This is a genomic window from Kitasatospora sp. NPDC032121, from assembly GCF_055580145.1.
In genome coordinates this window covers 551,891-568,135 of sequence record NZ_JBVILX010000001.1, presented here as the reverse complement: position 1 = coordinate 568,135, position 16,245 = coordinate 551,891, and the positions used below count along the sequence as shown (strand labels likewise).

Sequence of the window (16,245 nt, the reverse complement as noted above, 5' to 3'; positions counted from 1 at the left end):
GCCCAGGAGGCATCACGAGCATGTTCCACCGACTAGGACAATTCGTCGTTCGCCGTGCGTGGTGGGTGATCGCCGCATGGGTCGTCGCGATGATCGCCATCGTCGCGACGGCGCCGAAGGTCACCTCGCAGACGGACGAGTCCGCGTTCCTGCCCAAGCACTACGAGTCCATCCAGGCGGCGCAGCTCCAGGCAGAGGCCTTCCCGGCCAGCTTCACGCCCTCCGCGCTGGCACTCTTCGAGCGCAACGACGGCGGCGCGCTGAACGACGCCGACAAGGCGGCGATGGCCAAGATCGTCCAGGGTCTGACGGACAAGAAGATCGAGGCGGTCGAGAAGATCATCCCGGTCGGCGAGCAGACCACGTCCAAGGACGGCAAGTACGCGCTCGCGCCGATAGCCATCGACAAGGCCAAGCAGCAGGACCCCAAGGCGTTCGGCGACGTCGCCAAGCACCTCCGCGAGGAGGGCAAGGCGCTCGCCGCGGGGACCGACGTCAAGTTCCAGCTCGGTGGCGCCGCCGCGCAGTCGCTGGACCAGCAGGAGGCCTCCGGCTCGGCCGACGCCCTCATCGGGATGGCGACGATCGTCCTGGTCGCGATCATCGTCGGGATCATCTTCCGCAGCATCCTGGCCGGCATCCTGCCGCTGCTGGTCTCGCTCGTGGTCGCCATGCCGACCTCGAACGGCCTGATCAACTACGCCACCAAGGCCTTCGGCCTCGAGACCACCCCGATACTCTCGGCGATCCTGATCGTCGTCGTGCTCGGCGTCGGTACGGACTACTTCCTCTTCCTGGCGTTCCGCTACCGTGAGCGACTGCGGGCCGGTGACGACCGCAAGGAGGCCGTGGCCAACGCGGTCGGGCGGGTCGGCGAGGCGATCGCCTCGGCCGCCGGTGCGGTCACCGTCGCGTTCGCCGTGCTGATCCTCTCCAGCCTGGGCATGTTCAAGGCCCTCGGCCCCGCGCTGGCCATCGCCGTGGTGGTCACCGCCTTCGCCTCGCTCACCCTGGCCCCCGCCCTGCTCGCGGTCATCCCGGCCCGTGCCGTGTTCTGGCCCGGCAAGAAGTGGATGCGGGAGCCGAACGACGCGCGCTTCGCCGCGCTCGGCCGGATGGTGCAGAAGCGCCCGGCGGCGGTCGCGCTCGCGTCCGGCGCCGTGTTGCTGGCGCTGTCCGCCGGCGCCCTGAGCTACAACGGCACCTTCGACCTGGCGGGCAGTTCCATGCCCAAGGAGAAGGAGTCGATGGTCGTCCAGGACAAGATGATCAACGGCTTCTCCGCCGGTGCGGCCGACCCGACCCACGTCTTCCTGACCAGCACCAGCGGTGCCAAGCTCGACCCGGGTGCGTTCGAGTCCTACGCCGCCAAGCTCGGCGGGGTGTCCGGAGTGGCCCAGGCCGCGCCGAAGCCCCAGCTCAGCGCGGACGGCGTGACGGCCGACTTCACCGTCATGCTCACGCACAAGCCGGACAGCAACGAGGCGATCGACACGCTCGGGCAGCTCCGGGAGGTCGCGCACGGCCAGGCACCGGCCGGGACCGCGGCGAAGGTCGGCGGCCTGACCGCCGTCTACAAGGACATCAACCTCGCGATGACCCATGACTACAAGCTGGTCTTCCCGATCGCGGGTCTGCTGATTCTGCTCATCCTCGCCCTGCAGCTGCGGAGCGTGGTAGCCCCCTGGTACCTGATGGCCTCGGTCGGCCTCGGCTTCACCGCCACCCTCGGCGCCACCACGCTGCTCTTCCAGAACATCGGCGGGGAGACCGGTCTGATGTTCATGCTGCCGATCCTCATCTACCTGTTCGTGGTGGCGATCGGCACCGACTACAACATCCTGATCATCGCCCGCCTCCGCGAGGAGGCCCGGGAGGGTCGCAGCCCGCGTGATGCGGCGCGCGAGGCGCTGCACCACGGCGGCCCGACCGTCGCGGCGGCCGGTTTCATCCTGGCGGCGTCCTTCGCGACCTTCATGCTCGCGGGCAACGTCTTCATGCTGGAGTTCGGCTTCGCGATGGCCTTCGGCATCATCCTGGCGGCCTTCGTGATGGCGATGTTCTTCACGCCGGCGCTCACCGCGCTGATCGGCAACAAGGCCTGGTGGCCCGGCCACGGCGCCGACCCCGGCCACGGCCAGGGCCCGGCCCCGTTGACCGACGCCCACGGCGTGCCGGAACCGGCCGGTCGGCACTGACCCGGACGGGTCGGTACGGGCAGGCGGCGTCCCGCTTCGGCGGGGCGCCGCCTGCCCCTTTCCCCGGGCCGCCAAACGTGATCTCCCGGGCAGAAAATCCCCGGTCAACCCCGGTTCCACCGTGCTACAGTCGAAGCAGTTGCAGTTTTGGTTCCCATGAACGTGGTGTGCGCCTGCTGGTTCCAACCGCCAGGCGCATTTGTTTTGTCCGGTGTTTCAGTCTCCGGATGGGGATCGCGGCTACTTGGGGATCCACGAGGTGTGGATCCCTGATGCCCCAGTTAGAGGAGACGGTTATGGCTACCGGCACCGTGAAGTGGTTCAACAGCGAAAAGGGCTTCGGCTTCATCGAGCAGGATGGCGGCGGCGCCGACGTGTTCGCCCACTACTCGAACATCCAGGCTCAGGGCTTCCGTGAGCTGTTCGAGGGCCAGAAGGTCGAGTTCGACGTCACCCAGGGCCAGAAGGGCCCGCAGGCCGAGAACATCCAGATCATCGGCTGACGTCGGCTCCCACGCTGACTCGCGATCATCGCGAAGCGGGGCCCGCACCCATGGTGCGGGCCCCCGCTCATGCCGCCGTACGGCCGGGGCGGCGCACTTTCCCTTCCGACGGCCGACCCAGCCCGCCGACCGGGCTGTAGACCGACGGACGGAGATCCCGTGACCAACCCTGCCCGCCCGCCGCGCGACCGCGGCCCCCGCAACTCCGACCAGGCCCGCCGCACCGCCGGCACCGCCTCCGGCGACGGCCGGCGCAAGCCGCGCAGCCGCGCCGGCGCCCCCCGGCAGAACCGCCCCGCCGCCACCCCCGAGGCCGCCGACTTCACCGTGGTCCAGGGCACCCCGGCCCGGCCCCCGGCGGCGTCCTTCGCCGAGCTGGAACTGCCCAAGGCGATCCTCTCCGCGCTCACCCGCCAGGGCGTCACCGAGCCCTTCCCGATCCAGGCCGCCACGCTGCCCGACTCGATCGCCGGGCGCGACGTGCTCGGCCGCGGCCGCACCGGCTCCGGCAAGACCCTGGCCTTCGGCCTGCCGCTGCTCGCCCGTACCGCCGGGCGCCGCGCCGACCCCCGGCACCCGCTGGCGCTCGTCCTGGTGCCCACCCGCGAGCTGGCCCAGCAGGTCACCGAGGCGCTCACCCCGTACGCCACCGCCGTCAACCTGCGGATCACCACCGTCGTCGGCGGCATGTCGATCGGGCGGCAGTCCAACGCGGTGCGCCGCGGCACCGAGGTGCTGGTGGCCACCCCCGGCCGGCTCGACGACCTGATCGGGCGCGGTGACGTCAAGCTCTCCGACGTCGAGATCACGGTCCTCGACGAGGCCGACCAGATGGCCGACATGGGCTTCCTGCCGCAGGTCAGCAAGCTCCTGGAGCAGGTCGCCGAGGGCGGGCAGCGGATGCTGTTCTCCGCCACCCTGGACCGCAACGTCGACCGGCTGGTCAAGCGCTTCCTGACCGACCCGGTCACCCACTCCGTCGACCCCTCGGCCGGCGCGGTCACCACGATGGACCACCACGTCCTCCAGCTGGAGCCCGCCGACAAGGCCTCCGCCACCGCGCACATCGCCTCCCGCGACGGCCGCGTCATCATGTTCGTGCACACCAAGCACGGCGCCGACCGGCTGGCCAAGCAGCTGCTCGCCAACGGCGTGAAGGCCGCCGCCCTGCACGGCGGCAAGTCCCAGCCGCAGCGCAACCGGGTCCTCGACCAGTTCCGGGACAGCCACGTCACCGCGCTGATCGCCACCAACGTCGCCGCCCGCGGCATCCACATCGACGGCCTGGACCTGGTCGTCAACGTCGACCCGCCGGTCGACCACAAGGACTACCTGCACCGCGGCGGCCGCACCGCCCGTGCCGGCGAGTCCGGGACGGTCGTCACCCTGGTGCTGCCCGAGCAGCGCCGCGAGGTCAACCGGCTGATGACGGTGGCCGGCATCCGCCCGACCATCACCAAGATCCGCCCGGGCGACGCCGACCTGGCCCGGATCACCGGCGCCCGCACGCCCAGCGGCGTCCCGGTGACGCTGGCCGTGCCGGTCCCCGCGGACCAGGCCGCCTCCGGCGCCGCGGACCAGGCCGCCTCCGGCGCCGCGGCCCAGGCCGGCGCCGACAAGCCCGCCGGGGCCAAGTCCGGCTCCCCGCGCCGCCGCTCCGGCAAGCGCTCCGGGCTGCCCACCGACGTCGACATGAACGGCAACCCGCGCCGCCCCCGCCCCAAGCAGCGCATGGGCGGCGCCGCCCAGGGCGAGCGCCCGCAGGCGGCCGGCTTCATCGGCCGCTCCTCGGGCCGCGCCAAGCCCGGCAGCGGCTCCAAGTCCGGCTCCAACTACGGCACCGGCCGCCAGCGCCGCAAGGCCGACTGACGGCCGTCCGACCCGCACCGAACGGGCCCCGCACCTCCCCACGACAGGGGGCGTGCGGGGCCTGTCCGGCTTTCCGGGCCCGTCTCGGTTCTGCGGGGGCCCGTTCGGCTCTCCGGGCCCGTTCGGTTGTCCGGTGCCGGGGAGTCGAGCAGGCCCGGCGAAACTGCCGCTCGGAGCGACGGCCCTGATCAGGGCGCCCATGCCCGGCAGCTGCCGGTGACCTGCCGGTTGACGGCCGACCGCGCACCCCCGAGTCTTTCACGCGGCCCACACATCCGACGCACCGTCACCACGGTCGCGCCGACGGTGGGTCGACGTGATCCCACGACCCGGAAGGACCTTCCATGCGCCGTATCGCAGCCGTGTTCGCCACCGCCCTGCTGACCGGAGCCGCCGCACTCACCGCGCCGGCCGCCGACGCCGCCGAGCGGGCCACTCAGAGCTCCCAGAGCTCCCAGAGCTCCCAGAGCTCCCAGAGCTCCCAGAGTTCTCAGAGCTCGCAGAGTTCGCAGACCGCGGCGGGCGCCGACGCCCTGGCCGCCGCGAGCTGTTCCGTCGGCAGAAGCGGCACCGGCTTCGTCGGCACCTGCTCGGGCATGGACCCGAACCAGACCTGGCGCGTCGCCGGCAGCTGCCAGAGCATCGGCGCCAACGGGTTCCCCGTCTTCTCGGCGGCGTACGGTGCCTGGGCCGCCGGCAACGGCACCGCCACCGCGATGTGCATGTGGCCGGCGATGCCGACCTCCGGCTGGATCGTCTCCGGCCCCGCCGTCCCGGCGGGCCCGACCGGCCAGATCTCCGGCTACGCGAGCAAGTGCGTGGACGTGCGCGGCGGCATCAACTCCAACGGCACCCCGGTCCAGATCTGGGACTGCCTCGGCAACGCCAACCAGCAGTGGAAGATCGGCACCGACGGCACCATCCGTGCCTTCGGCAAGTGCCTGGACGTCTCCGGTGGCAACACCGGCAACGCCACCCTGGTGCAGATCTACGACTGCAACGGCACCGGCGCCCAGCAGTGGCAGGCCCGCGGTGACGGTTCGCTGCTCAACCCGCAGTCCGGCCGCTGCCTGGACGACCTCGGCTTCTCCACCGCCAACGGCAACCAGCTGGGCATCTGGGACTGCAACGGCGCCGACAACCAGAAGTGGAACCTCCCGGTCTGACGATCCCGGTAGGCCCGTACGTTCCGTCGCCCGGCTGGACGGACTCAGTGGCGGCCCGGTTTCCGGGCCGCCACCAGGGCCAGCACACCGATCACCAGCAGCATCCAGCCGCCGTTGCCGGGAAAGCAGACGACGCACACCGGCAGGCCGACCGCGATCAGCGACCAGCCGATCAGGGCGGGCAGTTCACCGGTGGCCCGGAGGCTGCGGCGGGCCAGCAGGCCGAGCACCACCACGGCCGCCCCGCCCAGCGTGAACCCGACCGCGGCAGCGGGGGACGCGCGCCCGGCCGCACCGGGCTCGACCACCGCGGCCAGCACCCCGTCCCGCACGATCGCCCCCCACGCGTAGGGCCGCCACAGGCCGAACAGCAGGTGCAGCACCGCCGTGCCGATGACCAGCCCCGGTATCCAGCGGGCCAGGCCCCTGGTCATGATGCCCTCCCCGCGCCGCACCGAATGCTCCGTACCCCGCCGTATGCTACGGCCGCCGCCCCAGGGCCCGCCGCGCCGCCCGCGCCCCCGCGAGCCCCCGCGCGCCGTCACGGACGGCGATCATGCGGGAGTGGATCGAGGCCGCCATCGCGGACGCCGACGAGCCGGTGCCGCTCAGCGTGATCACCGCGGCGGTCGCCGAGTACCAGCACCGCAAGGCCTCGTGAGGCTCAGGCGGTGAGGGCCGGGGCGGCCTGCGCCGTCCGCAGGGCCTGGGCGTGGCGTTCCAGGAGCAGTGCGGCCACCTCGGGGCACGCGCCGAGGACGCCGGCCAGGACGTCCGCCCCGGCGGCCCCGGCGGCGGCCGCGATGCGGTCCGGCAGCAGCCCGGGTGCCAGCAGGTACGGGGCGACGGCGGTGCGCCCGGCGCCGCCGGCGCGCAGGGCGGCGAGCGCGTCGGGGACGCGCGGGCCCGCCGCGGAGGCGTAGGCGACCTCGACGCCGGCCCAGCCGCGGGTGCGCCGCCACTCGGCGGCGACCGCGCGGGTCGCCGCGTCGGCGGCCGGATCGGAGGAGCCGGCTGCCGCCAGCACGACCCCGGTACGGGCCCGCACCGCCGGCGAGCCGACCGCCAGACCGGCCTCGGCCAGCCGCCGGTCCAGGGCCGCGAGCAGCAGCGGCGAGGGGCCGAGGACGTCCGCGACCGGCAGCCGGGAGCCGGCGGCACGCAGCGCGGCCGGGATGTCGTGCTTGGCGTGGAACGCCCGGTTCAGCAGCAGCGGCACCGCCACCGCGTCCGCCAGCCGTCCCACCACCTGCGGGATCCGTGGCGCGCAGTGGTCCAGGTACGCGGTGGCGACCTCGACGTCGGGCCGCCGTGCCCGCACCTCCTCCACGAGCGCGGCCACCGTCGCGGCGTGGCGCGGGTCGCGGCTGCCGTGGGCGATCAGGAGGAGGGCGGGCATCAGCGGTGCCTCACTTGCTCGCGGCCAGCAGTCCGCGGTTGCGCAGCACCCGGCGCTCGACCGGGGTGAACACCAGCAGCTCGATGGCGATGCCGACGAAGAGGATGAGGATGATGCCGAGCAGGACGCCCGACATGTCGGAGAACTCTCGCTGGTCCTCCAGGAAGCGGCCGAGTCCCCGGCCCAGGTCGGGCGAGGACGCGACGAGTTCGGCGGCCATCAGGGAGCGCCAGGAGAACGCCCATCCCTGCTTGAGGCCGGCCAGGTAGCCGGGCAGGGCCGCGGGGATGAGGACGTGGCGCGCCCCGGTGAGGCCGGTGGCGCCGAGGGTGCGTCCGGCCCGCAGGAACAGCGGCGGCACCTGGTCGATGCCGGCCACCAGCCCGTTGGCGATCGACGGGACGGCACCCAGCAGGATCACCGCGTACATCATCGAGTCGTTGATGCCGAGCCAGATGACGGCCGCGGGCACCCAGGCCACCGAGGGCAGCGACTGCAGGCCCTGCAGGACCGGCCCGATCGCGGTGCGCACCGGCCGGACCCGGGCGACGACCAGCCCGATCGGGGTGCCGATGACCACGGCGAGCAGGAAGCCGGACAGGCCCCGCCAGACGCTGGTCCAGATGATCGAGAACAGGGTGCCCTGGTACCAGAGGTCCTGGGCGGAGCGCCACACGTCCGCCGGGCTGGGCAGCTTGTAGGAGGACGTGAGCTGCAGGCTGTACGCCCCCTGCCACAGCGCGAGCACCACGAGGACGCCGATCAGCGGCGGCAGGGCCTTGCCGCGCAGCGCCTCGCCGAGGGATCCGCGCTGGGTGGTGACGGCGTCGAGGGCGTCGAGGCCCGCGCCGACGTCGGCGGTGTCGCTCGCGCTCCCGGTGGGCTTGGCGAGCGTGGTGTCAGTGCTGGCCATGGCGGCGGATCTCCCCACGCAGTTCTTCGGTGATCTCGATGGACAGGTCGGCGACGCCGGCGGACTCGATGCGGCGCGGCTGCGGCAGGTCGATGTGCCACTCGCGGGCGACCCGGCCGGGGCGGGAGGAGAGCAGGACGACCCGCTGGGCGAGGCGGACGGCCTCGCGGACGTTGTGGGTGACGAAGAGGACGGACAGCTGCCGTTCGGCCCAGATGCGGGTGATCTCGTCGTGGAGGACGTCGCGGGTGATGGCGTCGAGGGCGGCGAAGGGCTCGTCCATGAGCAGCACCTGGCTGCCCTGGGCGAGGGCGCGGGCCATGGCGACGCGCTGGCGCATGCCGCCGGACAGCTCGTGCACGCGCTTGCCGTACGCGCCGGCGAGGCGGACGAGTTCGAGGAGGCGTTCGGCCTCGGTGCGGCGCTCGGGGCGGGGGACGCCGGCCAGCTTGAGGGCGAGTTCGATGTTCCGGCCGGCGGTGAGCCAGGGGAACAGGGCGTGTTCCTGGAACATCAGCGCGGGGCGGCCGCCGGGCACCTCGATGGTGCCGGCGCTGGGCCGGTCGAGGCCGGCGACCAGGTTGAGCAGGGTGGACTTTCCGCAGCCGGAGGCGCCGAGCAGGGTGACGAACTCGCCGGGGGCGACGTCGAGGGTGATGTCGTCCAGGACGTGGGTCCGGGCGCCGGGGCGGCCGAAGGACTTGTGCACGTGCGAGATCCGGACGGCGGGCGCGCCGCCGGGGGCGTCGGCGCCGGGGGCGTCCGCCGAGGTGGTCAGTGCCGGAGTCATCCGGGCACCTCCTGCGTGAGTGGTCATGGGGTCCTCCGGGCGGGAGGGAGAGGTCTGGGCCGGGGCCCGGGCCCCGCCCGTCCCGGTGGGCATCGATCGGGGATCGACCGGGCGGGCGGGGGCCGGACCGCGGAGTCGGGACGGGCGGCGGCGCCGGGACGAAAGGCGGTGCCGGGACGAAAGGCGGCGCCGGGACGAAAGGCGGTGCCGGGACGAAAGGCGGCGCCGGGACGAAAGGCGGTGCCGGGACGAACGGCGGTGCCGCGGTGAACGGCGGCGCTGGGGCGAACAGCCGTGCCGCATAAGCTACTTGGCGCCGAGTCCGGCGTCCGCGACGGCCGGCCGGCCCTGGGCGGCGAGCACCTTGTTCAGCAGGGTGAGGTCGTAGATGCCGTTCAGGTTGGGCTTCTTCAGGAGCCCGGCGGTGACGGCGTGGTCGGCCTCGGCCTGGAGGGTGTTCGCCAGCGGGTCGTCCAGGAAGTCGATGTCGGCCCAGGCCGGGTCGAGGACGGCGGGCTCCAGGGCGTTGCCGGCCTCCTTCCTGATCGCCTCGTTGGCGTCGGCCTTGGCCTTGTCGGAGTCGGCCTTGATGAAGGCGTTGGTCTTCACCGAGCCGCGCAGCACGGCCTCCACCACGTCCGGGTGCTCCTTGAGGAACTTCTGCGAGACGATGATGTTGGTGATCACGAACTGCTTGTCCGGCCAGACGTCCTTCTCGTTGAGCAGGACCTTCGCGCCGAGCGTGACCAGCTTGGAGGCGGTGGGCTCGGGCACCCAGGCGCCGTCGATGGAGCCGGACTTGTAGGCGTCGGGGGTGACCTTGTTGTCGGTGCGCACCACCGAGACGTCACCGGCGCCGGAGGCCGCGTCGACCTTGTAGCCCTTGCCCGCGAGGTAGTTGAGCAGGGCGACGTCCTGGGTGTTGCCGAGCTGGGGCGTGGCGATCTTCTTGCCCCTGAGGTCGTCCAGGGAGGCGATCCGGTCCGGGTTGGCGACCAGCTTGACGCCGCCGGAGGCGGAACCGCCGATGATCTTCAGGGACTTGCCGTCGGACTTGGTGTAGCCGTTGATCGCGGGGGAGGGGCCGATCCAGCCGATGTCGATGGAGCCGGCGTTCAGGGCCTCGATCTCGGCGGGTCCGGCGTTGAAGACCTGGGTCTTGACCTGGGTGGAGCCGAGCTCCTTCTGGAATATGCCTTCCTGGAGGCCGACCAGCGGGGTGCCGTGGGTGAGGTTGGCGAAGTAGCCGATCCTCACCGTGTCCGCGGACAGCTTCGCGCCGGAATCCCCGGCGGTGGCCGCGGTGCCGGCCTTGGTGTCGGAGGACTTGCCGTCGGCCTGCGAGCCGTAGCCGCAGGCGGACAGCAGGGCCACCGCGGTCAGGCCGGCCGCGGCCGCGGCGGCGGGCCGTCTGATCCGCCCGGCGCGGGGGCGGGGGCGGCTATGGGCGGACGGGCCGTGGGCGGACGGGCTGTGCGGGGGCGTGCCGTGCGAGGGTGCCGGGTTCGGTGCCATGGTGAGTCCTGTTCGCGGACGGACCGTCAGGAGGCGGTCTCGGGCGGAAGGTGCGGAAGGTGGTGCGCGCGGCAGCGGTGTGCCGGGGCAGGCCGGGCGGCCGTGGGGGAGGGCAGCCCGGTGACAGGGCGAACTCAGCCCTGTCGGCCCGCACATCGGGTCAGGCCGCCCTGGCCGCTGCCGAGGACGCCGCTGCCGATGCGGCCGCCTTCCTTGTCCATGCCCGAGAACGCCTCGCTGGGCATCAGACCCAGTCCTCCTCGTCGGGTGTGCCGGTGGTGGGTGCGGTGTCGAAGGCCTCGCCCGCCATGCCGGCGGTGAGGGTGGTGCCGTCGGCCGGGTCGATGAGCAGGAACGATCCGGTGCGGCGGTTGTCGGTGTAGCTGTCGAGGGCCAGCGGCTCGGCGGTGCGCAGCACGATGTGGCCGATGTCGTTGACGTCCAGCCCGTCGGTGCCGGAGCGCTGCTGCAAGGTGTCGATGTCGATCCGGTAGCTGATCTCCTTGACCAGTGCCCGCACCGTGCGGGTGGTGTGCTTGAGCAGGACCTTGTCGCCGGCGCGCAGCGGACGCTCGTTGAGGTGGCTGACGGTGGCCTCGATGTCCTTGGTGGGGACGGGCGCGGGGCCGGCCGCGATGAGGTCGCCGCGGGAGATGTCGATGTCGTCGGCGAGGCGGACGGTCACCGACTGCGGGGCCCACGCGAGGTCCGTCTCCCGGCCGAGCGCGTCGATCCCGGCCACGGTGGTGGTGTGGCCGGAGGGCAGGACCGTGACGGTGTCGCCCACCCGCAGGACGCCGGAGGCGAGTTGGCCGGCGTAGCCGCGGTAGTCGGGGTGCTCCTCGGTCTGCGGGCGGATGACGTACTGGACGGGGAAGCGGGCGGGTTCGGCGCCCGGGTCGCTGCCGACCGGCACCGTCTCCAGGTGCTCCAGCAGGGTCGGGCCGCCGTACCAGTCCATGTGCGCGGACGGCTCGACCACGTTGTCGCCGGCCAGCGCCGAGATCGGGACGGCCAGCACGTCCTTGACGCCGAGGGAGGCCGCGTAGGCGGTGAACTCGGCGGCGATGGCGGCGAAGACCGGCTCGGCGTAGTCGACCAGGTCCATCTTGTTGACGGCGAGGACGACGTGCGGCACGCGCAGCAGCGCGGCGACGGCGGCGTGCCGGCGGGTCTGCTCGACGACGCCGTTGCGGGCGTCGACGAGGACGACGGCGAGTTCGGCGGTGGAGGCGCCGGTGACCATGTTGCGGGTGTACTGCACGTGGCCGGGGGTGTCGGCGAGGATGAACCGCCGCCGGGGCGTGGCGAAGTAGCGGTAGGCCACGTCGATGGTGATGCCCTGCTCGCGTTCGGCGCGCAGGCCGTCGGTGAGCAGCGCGAGGTCGGGCGCCTCCTGGCCGCGGCTGCGGGAGGCGTGCTCGACGGCCTCCAGCTGGTCGGCGAGGACGGACTTGGAGTCGTGCAGCAGGCGGCCGACGAGGGTGGACTTGCCGTCGTCGACGGAGCCGGCGGTGGCGAAGCGCAGCAGCGAGGTGGCGGCGGTGTGCTGGGTGGCGGTGCTGGTCATGGTTAGAAGTACCCCTCGCGCTTGCGGTCTTCCATCGCGGCCTCGGAGAGCTTGTCGTCGGCGCGGGTCGCGCCGCGCTCGGTGAGGCGGCTGGCGGCGATCTCGGCGATGACGGCCTCGATGGTGGTGGCGTCGGAGTCGACGGCGCCGGTGCAGGACATGTCGCCGACGGTGCGGTAGCGGATCAGCCGCCGCTCGACCGGCTCGTGGTCCTTGGGGCCGCCCCAGTCGCCGGCGGTGAGCCACATGCCACTGCGGGCGAAGACCTCGCGCTCGTGGGCGTAGTAGATCTCCGGCAGCTCGATGCCCTCGCGCTCGATGTACTGCCAGACGTCGAGTTCGGTCCAGTTGGACAGCGGGAAGACGCGCACGTGCTCGCCGACGGCGTGCCGGCCGTTGTACAGCGACCACAGTTCGGGGCGCTGGCGGCGCGGGTCCCAGGCGCCGAACTCGTCGCGCAGCGAGAAGACGCGCTCCTTGGCGCGGGCCTTCTCCTCGTCGCGGCGCCCGCCGCCGAAGACGGCGTCGAAGCGGTTCTGCTCGATGGCGTCCAGCAGCGGCACGGTCTGCAGCGGGTTGCGGGTGCCGTCGGGGCGCTCGCGCAGGACGCCGCGGTCGATGAAGTCCTGGACGTGGGCGACGTGCAGGCGCAGGTTGTGGCGAGCGGTGACGCGGTCGCGGTAGGCGATCACCTCGGGGAAGTTGTGCCCCGTGTCGACGTGCAGCAGGGAGAACGGGATGGCGGCGGGGTGGAAGGCCTTGAGCGCCAGGTGCAGCATGACGATGGAGTCCTTGCCGCCGGAGAAGAGGATCACCGGGCGCTCGAACTCCCCCGCGACCTCGCGGAAGACGTGCACCGACTCGGCTTCCAGCGCGTCCAGGTGGGACAGCGCGAACGGGGCGTCGTCGGTCCGGACCGGGCTGTCCGTCGCGGTGGTCATGCCAGGCCCCTCTCGGTCAGGAAGACGTACAGCTCGGCGGCGGACTCGGCCACCTCGCGGCCCCGGGTCTGCAGGCGCAGCTCGGGGTCCCGCGGCGCCTCGTACGGGTCGTCCACCCCGGTGAGGCCGGAGATCTCCCCGGCGGCCTGCTTCGCGTACAGGCCCTTGACGTCGCGTTCGGCGCACAGCTCGACGGGGGTGGCGACGTGCACCTCCAGGAACTCGGTGCCGTTCGCGGCGTGGCGCTCGCGCACCGCGGCGCGGGAGTCCGCGAACGGGGCGATCACCGGGGCCAGCACCTTGACGCCGTTCGCCGCCAGCTTCTCGGCGACGAAGCCGATCCGGGTGACGTTGGTGTGGCGGTCCTCGCGGGAGAAGCCCAGGCCCTTGGAGAGGAACTCGCGGATCTCGTCGCCGTCCAGGACCTCGACCCGGTGCCCCTCGGCGCGCAGCCGCTCGGCGAGGGCGAACGCGAGGGTGGTCTTGCCCGCGCTGGGCAGCCCGGTCAGCCACACGGTGGCGCCGCGCTCGCAGGGTGCGGCCGTGGGGGCCGCCTCTGCGGCTCCGTCGGCGGCCAGGGTGTGAGCTGTCACGGGTTCTTCCTTACGCAGTGGTTGACGGTTCGTCCGGCGGGTTCGTCAGAGGTGGATGCCGCACTCGGTCTTGCCGGAGCCGGACCAGCGGCCGGCCCGGGCGTCCTCGCCCTCGCCGGGCTTGCGGGTGCAGGACAGCGGGGAGCAGCCGATCGAGGTGTAACCCTCCCACAGCAGCGGGTTGAGCAGCACGCCGTTGGCGGCGACGTAGGCGTCCACGTCCTCCTGGGTCCAGCGGGCGATCGGCGCGATCTTGACCTTGCGGCGCTTCGGGTCCCAGGACACCACCGGGGTGTTCGCCCGGGTCGGCGACTCATCGCGGCGCAGCCCGGTCGCCCAGGCGTCGTAGCCGGCCAGGCCCCGGTCGAGCGGCTCGACCTTGCGCAGCGAGCAGCACAGGTCCGGGTCGCGGTCGTGCAGGTGCGGCCCCAGCTCTGCGTCCTGCTCGGCCACCGTCTTCAGCGGGGTGAGCGTGATGACGTTGACCGGCATCGTCGCGGCCACCGCGTCCCGCGTCCCGATGGTCTCCGGGAAGTGGTAGCCGGTGTCCAGGAACACCACGTCCACCCCGGGGAACACCGAGGACGCCAGGTGGGCGACGACCGCGTCCTCCATCGAGGAGGTGACGCAGAACCGCGGGCCGAAGGTGTCCGCGGCCCACCGGAGGACCTCCTGCGCGCTCGCCTCCTCCAGCTCGCGGCCGGCCCGCTCCGCGACCGACGCGTGGTCAGGAACGGTGCTGCTCATGTGACGTACCCCCGTGGTCGGTCGGTGCCAGCAGGCCGAGGAACTTCAACTGGAAGGCGCGGCGGCAGCCGTGGCACTCCCAGGCGCCGTGCCCGGCCTCGGAGGGGCGCAGGTCCTCGTCCCCGCAGTACGGGCAGAAGAAAGGGGCCGCTCGTTCACTCACGACAGCTGCTCCTCGGTCGCCCGGGCCGCCCACTGGGCGAAGCGCTCGCCCTCGGTGCGGTCGGCCTGGTAGCGGGTCAGTACCCGTTCGACGTAGTCGGGCAGGCCCGCGCTGGTGACCTTGAGGCCGCGGACCTTGCGGCCGAAGCCGGCCTCCAGGCCGAGCGCGCCGCCGAGGTGCACCTGGTAGCCCTCGACCTGGTCGCCGTGCTCGTCGGTGACCAGCTGGCCCTTGAGGCCGATGTCGGCGACCTGGATGCGGGCGCAGGCGTTCGGGCAGCCGTTGATGTTGATGGTCAGCGGCTCGGCGAAGTCCGGCAGGCGCTGCTCCAGCTCGTCGATGAGCGTGCGGCCGCGCTCCTTGGTCTCGACGATGGCGAGCTTGCAGTACTCGATGCCGGTGCAGGCCATGGTGCCGCGGCGGAACGGCGAGGGGGTGACCCGCAGGTCGAGCGCCTCCAGGCCGGCCACCACGGCCTCGACGTGCTCCTCGGCGATGTCGAGGATGAGCATCTTCTGCTCGGCGGTGGTGCGCACCCGGTCGCTGCCGTGGGCGGCGGCGAGGTCGGCGATCCGGCCGAGCAGTTTGCCGTCGACCCGGCCGACGCGCGGCGCGAAGCCGACGTAGAACCGGCCGTCCCGCTGCCGGTGGACGCCGACGTGGTCGCGCCAGCGGGCGGCGGGCTCGGCGGGGGCGGGGCCGTCGAGCAGCGGGCGCCCGAGGTACTCCTCCTCCAGCACCCGGCGGAAGCGCTCCACGCCCCAGTCGGCGACCAGGAACTTCAGCCGGGCTCGGTTGCGCAGGCGCCGGTAGCCGTAGTCGCGGAAGATGCCGATGACGCCGCCGTAGACGTCGGGCACCTCGTCCAGCGGGACCCACGCGCCCAGCCGCACGCCCAGCTTGGGGTTGGTGGACAGGCCGCCGCCGACCCACAGGTCGAAGCCGGGCCCGTGCTCGGGGTGGACCACGCCGACGAAGGAGACGTCGTTGATCTCGTGCGCGACGTCCAGCAGCGGGGAGCCGGAGACGGCGCTCTTGAACTTGCGCGGCAGGTTGGAGAAGTCCGGGTTGCCGATGAAGCGGCGCTGGATCTCCTCGATCGCGGGGGTGCCGTCGATGATCTCGTCCTCGGCGATGCCGGCCACCGGGGAGCCGAGGATGACGCGCGGGGTGTCACCGCAGGCCTCGGTGGTGGACAGGCCGACGGCCTCCAGCTTCCGCCAGATCGCCGGGACGTCCTCGATCCGGATCCAGTGGTACTGGATGTTCTGGCGGTCGGTCAGGTCGGCGGTGCCGCGGGCGTACTCCTCGGAGACTTCGGCGATCGCCCGCAGCTGGGGGACGGTCAGCCGGCCCCCGTCGATGCGCACCCGGAGCATGAAGAACTCGGCGTCCAGCTCGTGCGGGTCCAGGATCGCGGTCTTGCCGCCGTCGATGCCCTCCTTGCGCTGGGTGTAGAGCCCCCACCAGCGCATCCGGCCGCGCAGGTCGGCGGGGTCGATCGAGTCGAAGCCCCGGTGCGCGTAGATCGTCTCAATGCGTGTCCGCACATTGAGACCGTCGTCATCCTTCTTGAACTGCTCGTTGGCGTTAAGGGGGGTGTGGTGGCCCATGCCCCACTGGCCCTCGCCGCGGTGGCGGGTCACCTTGCGGGCCGCTGCGGGGCGGCGCTCGGCGGCGCGGTCGGCCGTGGGCTCGACGGTCTCGGGGGAGGTGGCCATGGTGAAGTCCTTCGGGGCAGGTGGCGCTGGCGCCGAATGGGTCGCGGGGCGTGCTCGGCCGTGCGGTGCTGCTCTGACCTGCGGATTTCTCAAGGCCTTGAGGGCAGTGACCGGGACCGGGCGGGCTCCTGCACATCCGCTGCGGCGGAGATGGCGG

General features: G+C 72.7%; 15 protein-coding genes. 4 read left to right on the top strand and 11 right to left on the bottom strand.

What is annotated here, in order from left to right:
- Positions 1–20 precede the first annotated feature (20 nt).
- The 4 genes from ACZ5OX_RS02615 to ACZ5OX_RS02600 all read left to right on the top strand — a co-directional run bounded on the left by ACZ5OX_RS02615 (position 21) and on the right by ACZ5OX_RS02600 (position 5,736).
- Positions 21–2,198, top strand: coding sequence for an MMPL family transporter (locus ACZ5OX_RS02615; protein ID WP_465628367.1), 2,178 nt, complete (start codon positions 21–23; stop codon positions 2,196–2,198).
- A 296-nt stretch (positions 2,199–2,494) separates the two neighbouring features.
- Positions 2,495–2,701: a cold-shock protein gene (locus ACZ5OX_RS02610; RefSeq protein ID WP_030060364.1), complete on the top strand. Its 207-nt coding sequence runs from the start codon at positions 2,495–2,497 to the stop codon at positions 2,699–2,701.
- Between the two features lie 159 nt (positions 2,702–2,860).
- Complete coding sequence (locus ACZ5OX_RS02605) at positions 2,861–4,570, top strand: DEAD/DEAH box helicase (protein ID WP_465628366.1); 1,710 nt, start codon at positions 2,861–2,863, stop codon at positions 4,568–4,570.
- Positions 4,571–4,914: 344 nt separating this feature from the next.
- A complete protein-coding gene (locus ACZ5OX_RS02600) occupies positions 4,915–5,736 on the top strand; it encodes a ricin-type beta-trefoil lectin domain protein (protein ID WP_465628365.1) in 822 nt (273 codons plus the stop codon).
- A 44-nt stretch (positions 5,737–5,780) separates the two neighbouring features.
- On the opposite strand, the gene ACZ5OX_RS02595 is transcribed toward ACZ5OX_RS02600, so the two are convergent.
- From ACZ5OX_RS02595 to ACZ5OX_RS02545, 11 genes are all read right to left on the bottom strand, one after another.
- Positions 5,781–6,170, bottom strand: a complete 390-nt coding sequence (locus tag ACZ5OX_RS02595; protein WP_465628364.1) for a DUF6463 family protein — start codon at positions 6,168–6,170, stop codon at positions 5,781–5,783.
- Between the two features lie 230 nt (positions 6,171–6,400).
- Positions 6,401–7,135, bottom strand: a complete 735-nt coding sequence (locus ACZ5OX_RS02590; protein ID WP_449789748.1) for a sirohydrochlorin chelatase — start codon at positions 7,133–7,135, stop codon at positions 6,401–6,403.
- 10 nt (positions 7,136–7,145) lie between these two features.
- Positions 7,146–8,048 (bottom strand): ABC transporter permease, encoded by a 903-nt coding sequence (locus ACZ5OX_RS02585; protein WP_465628361.1) that lies wholly within the window; start codon positions 8,046–8,048, stop codon positions 7,146–7,148.
- Positions 8,035–8,838, bottom strand: a complete 804-nt coding sequence (locus ACZ5OX_RS02580; protein WP_449789746.1) for an ABC transporter ATP-binding protein — start codon at positions 8,836–8,838, stop codon at positions 8,035–8,037. The genes ACZ5OX_RS02585 and ACZ5OX_RS02580 overlap by 14 nt, the downstream gene beginning before the upstream one ends.
- Before the next feature lie 306 nt (positions 8,839–9,144).
- Positions 9,145–10,353, bottom strand: coding sequence for an aliphatic sulfonate ABC transporter substrate-binding protein (locus ACZ5OX_RS02575; RefSeq protein WP_465628360.1), 1,209 nt, complete (start codon positions 10,351–10,353; stop codon positions 9,145–9,147).
- 244 nt (positions 10,354–10,597) lie between these two features.
- A complete protein-coding gene (locus ACZ5OX_RS02570) occupies positions 10,598–11,923 on the bottom strand; it encodes a sulfate adenylyltransferase subunit 1 (protein WP_465628359.1) in 1,326 nt (441 codons plus the stop codon).
- 2 nt (positions 11,924–11,925) lie between these two features.
- Positions 11,926–12,864, bottom strand: a complete 939-nt coding sequence (gene cysD, locus ACZ5OX_RS02565; RefSeq protein WP_465628358.1) for a sulfate adenylyltransferase subunit CysD — start codon at positions 12,862–12,864, stop codon at positions 11,926–11,928.
- On the bottom strand, positions 12,861–13,442 hold the full coding sequence (gene cysC / locus ACZ5OX_RS02560) for an adenylyl-sulfate kinase (protein ID WP_449810040.1): 582 nt from the start codon (positions 13,440–13,442) through the stop codon (positions 12,861–12,863). The genes cysD and cysC overlap by 4 nt, the downstream gene beginning before the upstream one ends.
- Positions 13,443–13,502: 60 nt before the next feature.
- On the bottom strand, positions 13,503–14,204 hold the full coding sequence (locus ACZ5OX_RS02555) for a phosphoadenylyl-sulfate reductase (RefSeq protein WP_465628356.1): 702 nt from the start codon (positions 14,202–14,204) through the stop codon (positions 13,503–13,505).
- On the bottom strand, positions 14,185–14,367 hold the full coding sequence (locus ACZ5OX_RS02550) for a hypothetical protein (protein ID WP_392869085.1): 183 nt from the start codon (positions 14,365–14,367) through the stop codon (positions 14,185–14,187). The genes ACZ5OX_RS02555 and ACZ5OX_RS02550 overlap by 20 nt, the downstream gene beginning before the upstream one ends.
- Positions 14,364–16,088 carry a nitrite/sulfite reductase gene (locus ACZ5OX_RS02545; protein WP_465628354.1) on the bottom strand — a complete coding sequence of 575 codons (1,725 nt, stop codon included), beginning with the start codon at positions 16,086–16,088 and terminating at the stop codon, positions 14,364–14,366. Before ACZ5OX_RS02545 ends, ACZ5OX_RS02550 begins: the two co-directional genes overlap by 4 nt.
- Between the last annotated feature and the right edge of the window lie 157 nt (positions 16,089–16,245).